This window comes from Streptomyces milbemycinicus (assembly GCF_002154605.1).
In the GTDB taxonomy this organism is placed as follows: Bacteria; Actinomycetota; Actinomycetes; order Streptomycetales; family Streptomycetaceae; genus Streptomyces; species Streptomyces milbemycinicus.
Genome location: NZ_MUNE01001198.1, coordinates 1 through 598, shown reverse-complemented (window position 1 = coordinate 598; position 598 = coordinate 1). Strand labels below are relative to the sequence as shown.

Here is a 598-nt window from a genome sequence, read left to right as displayed (position 1 = left end):
GCTGCTGCAGATGCGCCACGGGGAGCTGGTGCCGAGCCTGCACTCCGCCACGCTCAACCCGCATATCGACTTCGCGGACACGCCGCTGCGGGTGCAGCGGCGGCTGGAGCCCTGGCGCCGGCCCGAGGTGGAGATCGACGGGGAGCGGCGGACGGCGCCGCGGATCGCGGGCGTGTCCGGCTTCGGCGCGGGCGGCTCCAACGTCCACGTCGTCATCGCCGAGTACGATCCGACCGCCCCGCGCCCGGCGGCGCCCGCCACCGACGAGCGGCCCGCGCTGCTGGTTCTCTCCGCGCAGAGCGAGGAGCAACTTGTCGAGCAGGCCCGGCGGTTGCACGTCCGGCTGGCCGAGCTCGACGAGGACGCGCTGCCCGACGTCGCCTGGACCCTGCAGGTGGGCCGGGCGGCGCTGGACGAGCGGCTGGCCTTCGCCGCGGCCTCGATGGCGGAGGCCCGGGCCCGCCTGGAGTCGTTCCTCGCGGACCCGGCGCGGCCCGGCCCGTGGACGCGCGGCTCGGTCCGCGTCAGCCCCCCGGCGGCGGACGAGGCGCTGGGCGCGGCGGTGGCGGACTGGACCGGGCGTGGCGCGTACGAGGGG

Annotated in this window: 1 protein-coding gene; it reads left to right on the top strand. The window is 77.8% G+C overall.

Annotation, left to right across the window (positions count from 1 at the left end; translation table 11 throughout):
- Nucleotides 1–598: KS-MAT linker domain-containing protein (locus CCN51_RS52070; protein ID WP_143676252.1), on the top strand; the 598-nt coding region annotated here is incomplete at both ends.